Annotated in this window: 5 protein-coding genes; 3 read left to right on the forward strand and 2 right to left on the reverse strand. The window is 44.1% G+C overall.

The annotated features are described in order from the left end of the window. Window positions 1–83 precede the first annotated feature (83 nt). Window positions 84–386, forward strand: coding sequence for a hypothetical protein (locus QUB52_RS28495; RefSeq protein WP_332975587.1), 303 nt, complete (start codon window positions 84–86; stop codon window positions 384–386). 24 nt (window positions 387–410) lie between these two features. On the opposite strand, the gene QUB52_RS28500 is transcribed toward QUB52_RS28495, so the two are convergent. Continuing rightward, a complete protein-coding gene (locus QUB52_RS28500; protein ID WP_332975588.1) occupies window positions 411–1454 on the reverse strand; it encodes a DUF5895 domain-containing protein in 1044 nt (347 codons plus the stop codon). Window positions 1455–1846: 392 nt separating this feature from the next. On the opposite strand from QUB52_RS28500, the gene QUB52_RS28505 reads away from it, so the two are divergent. After that, on the forward strand, window positions 1847–3781 hold the full coding sequence (locus tag QUB52_RS28505) for a type IV secretory system conjugative DNA transfer family protein (protein WP_332975589.1): 1935 nt from the start codon (window positions 1847–1849) through the stop codon (window positions 3779–3781). Then, entirely contained in the window at window positions 3781–4941 is a 1161-nt protein-coding gene (locus QUB52_RS28510) for a hybrid sensor histidine kinase/response regulator (RefSeq protein WP_332975590.1), read from the forward strand. The genes QUB52_RS28505 and QUB52_RS28510 overlap by 1 nt, the downstream gene beginning before the upstream one ends. A 105-nt stretch (window positions 4942–5046) precedes the next feature. On the opposite strand, the gene QUB52_RS28515 is transcribed toward QUB52_RS28510, so the two are convergent. After that, on the reverse strand, window positions 5047–5661 hold a 615-nt coding region (locus tag QUB52_RS28515; RefSeq protein ID WP_332976329.1), incomplete at its 5' end, for a response regulator transcription factor.

Below are 5661 nucleotides of genomic sequence, written 5' to 3' on the forward strand. Positions count from 1 at the left end.
AATTATGAGTTAGCTCTAGGGGGATTAAATTGAAAACCTTCTATTATAGCATAGATTTTTTTTGCAAGAGGTCTAATAGCTCGGTGGGGCGGCTGAACCTTTATGATTTCAATAATTCCGCTCTGTGCGGCACAGAAGGCTGTCTTTATGTTGGCTACTTAATTCCGAATGATTCGGGTCAAGTGCCAACAGAAGTATTTGCAGCTTATCTCGACTCCAATCACCCGCCTAAAACTCCATTATTTCAGGTGGAAAGTTCCTCGCGCGAGGGTTTGCCTTGTCTAGTAGTGAGTCAGCTTTCCGAAAAAGACCGCCGCCAGCTTCAATTTTGCTACGACGGTCTTACCTATCAACTTGCTGACAGCCTGTTTTTCAAAGGTGATTAGTCTTTGGGATTAGGCTGGTCAATCTCAATCAAAATCTTCGTCTAAATCAACTTCAACATCAACCTCAGTAGCTTCGGAAAATTGATCTAACTCCTCTAATTCTGAGTCAGTTCCTCCTTCAATTTGTGTAATTTTGCGAGGGGGCGACAATTTACCTCGACTTTTGCGGTTAGTTACGCTTTTTGGCAACGCCTGGACTTCTGCTTCAGCACCAGCAGCTAGACTTGGCAACCGGGTATCGCTAGCGTCAATGAAGCCAGCAATGTTATTGTGCAGTCCCCAAATCAATTTTTTTTGTAATTTTTGACCGAGAAACAGCTTGTGAAAATTAGCCTGATTGGGCTGAGTAATGCTGTGAGTCTTGCAGCAAAAAGATTTATTCTTGCCTTCTCCTTCTTTGATAGCTTTAAACTCGACATTCAAGACTCCCAAAGAGCGCCATTTATCATTTTTACCGCTGTAATCTTTGCCAAAGTAATCAGCAAATACCCGTTCTAAATTGCGGTAAAATTCTTCTTTAGCGCTCTTGAAGCTCCAGAGAGCTACATTCTTGAAACGCACGACAATCGGCACTTGATGTAGGGGTTGATTTTTGACATTTAAAAAGATGAGAGCGTGTTCTGAGCAAACTTCCTGCATTTTCTTATCGAATAAATGGCGATATTCGTCGTAAGACCCGATAAAAGTACCGGCTAATTGTCCATTTTCTTCAATATCTTTGTAGCGGATGTACTCAGGCACAAAAGCTAATACCAACATCCTCGGTTTTTGCAGCAGCAATCCCGTCACTTGGTAAGTCAGTTCAACGGTAGTTAATTCCTCTTGATTAGGCATTGTATGCCATTCGGCTTTTGCAAGCTGGTCGGCCGGGAGCAAAATACCTGCTGGGTTATCGTTAATTACGATTCCATAGGGCAAAGAGGGTTTGCGACTTTGGTTGTACTCACTGTTCAATAGCTCCGGGTCTATCTCGTAAGAATCAGCAGTCTTATTCTTTTGGGTGTTGGAGTTTCCACGAGAGTTGTGTGCTGTCTTTGTTGGGGATTTTGCGTTATTGTTTCTTACCATTGTTTACCTATTTGTGTCATTGTTTCCCCCTAAAGGCGATAGCCGTTCTCTGGAATATGGACTTGTTTTATTGCTACTAATTCAGTCCGCTTGGGTTGAGAACAATCTGACTTCTAACAAATGCCTGTATGTCCCGTAAATTCATGGCATCAAATTCGTCTTAAAGGTTAACTGAACCGTATTAGCTACTAATCAATCAAGCTGAATCAATTCAATCAAGCTGAATCAATTCAATCAAGCTGAATCAATCTAATCAAGCTAAATTAATTCACTTTTTTTAACTACAACAATTAGACTATAAAAGTCTTTTCCGAGCAAGGAGTTCAGTGTTCAGTGTTTAGTGTTCAGTGACCCGAATCCTTACCAATAAACTAACAAACCAACTAATCAACATGAATGATTTGCAAATTTTGCCTAATACTAACAAACATACCTTAGTACAAATGGCAGCTCAACCTCCTAAACGTTCGTTAACTAGCATTGATTTTTCCGGGTTGTTGGGTCAGTTCATGAATCCTGAAGGACTTTCAATGTTAGGGTTATTAGTAGCTCTGGCTGTAATCTCTAAAATCATCGGAATTGGCAAGGGAAAAATTACCTCCGGTCGGCTGTGCGGGACGGCAGAAAAGATGACAGCGACGGGCTTGTCTCTCAAACAAATAAAAGAGAAAAAACGGCAGCCAGTTACTTTATGGAGCGGCACGCCGACTTATTGGTTTAAGAGCGTTAAAGGGTTGAGCGCTAGATTGCAAACGCTATTTGGTGCAAGTCCGACGATTTGGTTTCCTCACGCCGAACGCGGCACTTTAGTTATTGGTGCCCCTGGCTCTGGTAAAACATTCAGCGTAATTGACCGCATGGTTGAAAGCGCATTTCACCAAGGCTTTCCTGTGATTATTTATGACAAAAAAGGAGACCAAATGAAGCTGAACGCACCCTTAGCAGTGCGCTACGGCTACGATGTACAGGTGTTTGCACCGGGGGAAGCTTACAGCGGCGTTATCAACCCTCTTGATTTTATGAGAGATGCACAAGATGCAGTAATGGCCGCAGAAATTGGACAAGTTATTGCTCGAAATGCAAATTTGGGGGAGAGCAAAGGTAACGAATTTTTCGAGAAAGCAGGGGAATTGATGGCTAAGGGATTAGTGCAGTTAGCAAAGAGCAGTATTTACCCGGATTTGGCAATGGTTTATGCAATTATTCAACTGCCCGATTTAGTCAAGCGCATCGACCACGCCGTTCACCGTCCCGACGGTCATCCGCTGAAGATGGACAGGTGGATTGCTTCTAGTTTTTCGCAGTTATTAAGTTCAAAAGATGCTGAAAAAACTGTGGCGGGTATTAAGGCAACAGCAGAAGCAACTTATTCGAGTTTTATTCAAAAAGATTTGCTGCGAGCGTTTATTGGTCGCAGCACTATTCCGGTTGTTTTAGAAGGCAAAAAGTGCATTATTTTTAAATTAGATGACCAAAGACGAGCTGTAGTTGGGCCTCTATTGGCTGCTGCTATTCACTTGTGCGTGGTGTCTAATTTGAGTCGGGTGCGTTCTGACCCATTTGTGTACTGTTTAGACGAATTTCCGTCTCTCAAATTCGACAGAATGGATCAGTGGGCTAACGAATACCGTTCCGCAGGGGGTGTGCCGATTGTTGGCATTCAAAGTTTAAACCAATTGTACAATCTCTATGGAGAGAAAAAAGGGGCTGCGATCGCCAGTGCTTTGTCAACTCACGTCTTGTTCAACCCCGGTGACTTTGACACAGCGGAAAAATATTCCAAGCGCTACGGAGAAATGGAATTGCTGGTGAAGAATCGTTCTACAGGCAGTTCGACGGGACAGCAGACAAGTCGTTCTGTCAATTGGAGCGAACAATTGCAAAAGAAACCCCTAATCAGTGCTGACGAGATTTTGCGGTTTCCTCAAGGCAAGTGCGTCATTACGAATCCTGGTTACGGAACGGGTGCGGAAGCTCTGTTTCCCTATCTGATCAAGATTCCAGTGCGCCCTGGCGACATCAAGCGAGTCAAAGATTCTGAGGCTCTTTGGGATAGCAGCATTTGCCCACAGCTCGAACGCAGAGCCTCGGCACTGTCTGTGGAACGGGAAACTGGTCGATCGATTAATATTGATGAAGAGCTGGACAATCGGATTAAATCAGCTTACCAGTTATTGCCGCATCCCAACGATCCAGAAGAACCCGTGACGGAGGCTGATGTTGAGTTGCGGGTTGACGCTCCTGACGCGAACAGCGTGGCTGGGGAAATAGCAGTTAGCAATATTCGCAAAAAACTTAAAAATTTGTCATTTGGTGGCGATAGATAATGGAGCAAACTAAACAATTTTTGGCTGATATTTTGATTGTTGACGATATTCCCGCCAACGTTCAATTACTTTCTATGATGCTCATTGAAAATGGCTATAAAGTCCGCAAAATGATGAGCCCAGAGCGAGCTTTGAAAGCCATAGAGCTGCAAATACCTGATTTGATTTTGCTCGACATAAAAATGCCCGGTATGAATGGCTATGAAGTCTGCCGTCAACTAAAAGCATCGGAAATTACTTGTGACATTCCTGTAATTTTTATCAGTGCTTTAGATGACATATTTGACAAAGTAAAAGGGTTTGAGGTGGGCGGTGCTGACTACATTATCAAACCTTTTGAGCCTGTTGAAGTGTTGGCGCGGGTATCTGCTCAACTTAAAATGCAGCGCTTGCAGCAACAACTGCGTTCTGCTAACGCGCAATTAGGGGCACAAAATGTCCAGTTAAGTCAGGAAATACAAGAGCGGCAACGGGCCCAAGCTAATTTGCTCCTGTTGTTACACGCAGTTTCTCACGATTTGCGATCGCCTATATCGGGAATGTCGCTGTTGCTGCAAAGTCGCCTCAATGATACTACCAGTAGCATTGCTATTGAGCGGCCTGCTGTGGAGGTTATGGTGCAAAGTTGTTCGCGCCAACTCAAGTTGATTGAGTCGCTAACAGCAGCACAACAGTTTGATGTACAAAGTGATTCTTTAGTAATGAAGCCGCTGTCGCTGTACAAATTAGTCAAAAATATTCTTATTGAAAGAGCGCCGATTTTTAACCAGCATCGAGTCAAGGTGAAGCAGTTTTTTGCCGCAGATTTGCCTTTGGTCAATGCTGATGCCCAGCAGCTCTGGCGGGTATTTGGCAATCTCATAGATAATGCTGTCAAATACAATCAGCCGGGATTTATTTTGACTGTAGAAGTTAAACAGGACGGTAAGATGGTGCGCTGTATGTTAGCAGACAATGGGGCAGGAATTCCACCGCAGCAATGTGCAAGATTATTCGAGCCTTATACGAGGGGAGTTGGAGTTAAGTTAGGGCAAGGAATGGGGCTGGGACTTCATATTTGTCGGAAAATTGTTTCGGCTCATGGCGGACAGATTGGTGTTGAAAGCGAGTTGGGAAAAGGAGCTAGGTTTTGGTTGACATTGCCCACGTTTGAAGAGTAAAAATCTGTGAGTTGAATTAGAACGACAAACTTGAAGAGAAAGTATCCACTGTCACGAAGCTCGATCGCCCAAATTGCCAACTGCCGTCTTTTTTGAGCGTAGCAGCTAAACCAAGCCCAAGCGCAGTGCTTTAACGGCTGCATGGGTGCGATCGCTCGCTTCAAGTTTGACTATAATCATCTCTATATGACCTTTGGCAGTGTGAACGCTTATTCCCAGTTGAGCGGCAATTTGTTTATTGCTTTTACCCTCAACTAGCTCCTGTAAAACTTGCATTTCGCGTTCCGTCAGGTTAATATCGTCAGTCGCATAGCGATCGGGCAATGGTGTTTTGAGGTTTTGCAGTATGCAGCTAGCAACTTGTGCGTCGAGGTAAGTGCTACCTGAAAGCACAGCGGTAATCGCTGCTAGAAGTTGCTCTGCGTTAGTGCCTTTAACGCAGTAGCCGTGAGCACCACTGGACAAAGCCGCCATCACTTGAGTTGGGTTGGTGTGATGGGTGAGCATCAAAATGCGAGTATCCGGCAATGCAGCCTTGATTTGTTGTGTGGCTTCAATACCGTCGATTCCGGGCAAGTCAATGTCCATCAGCGCGATGTCTGGTTTATGTTGCAGCGCTGCACTTACAGCTTCGTTGCCGTTAAGGGGCTTGCAATTAAATATAATCCCAGTTATCTTAGAAGAGTAAGAAACAAAAAATCTGACATGAGCGGTTGTGAC

It is taken from the genome of Microcoleus sp. A6-C6, from assembly GCF_036705955.1.
Taxonomy (GTDB): domain Bacteria; phylum Cyanobacteriota; class Cyanobacteriia; order Cyanobacteriales; family Microcoleaceae; genus Microcoleus.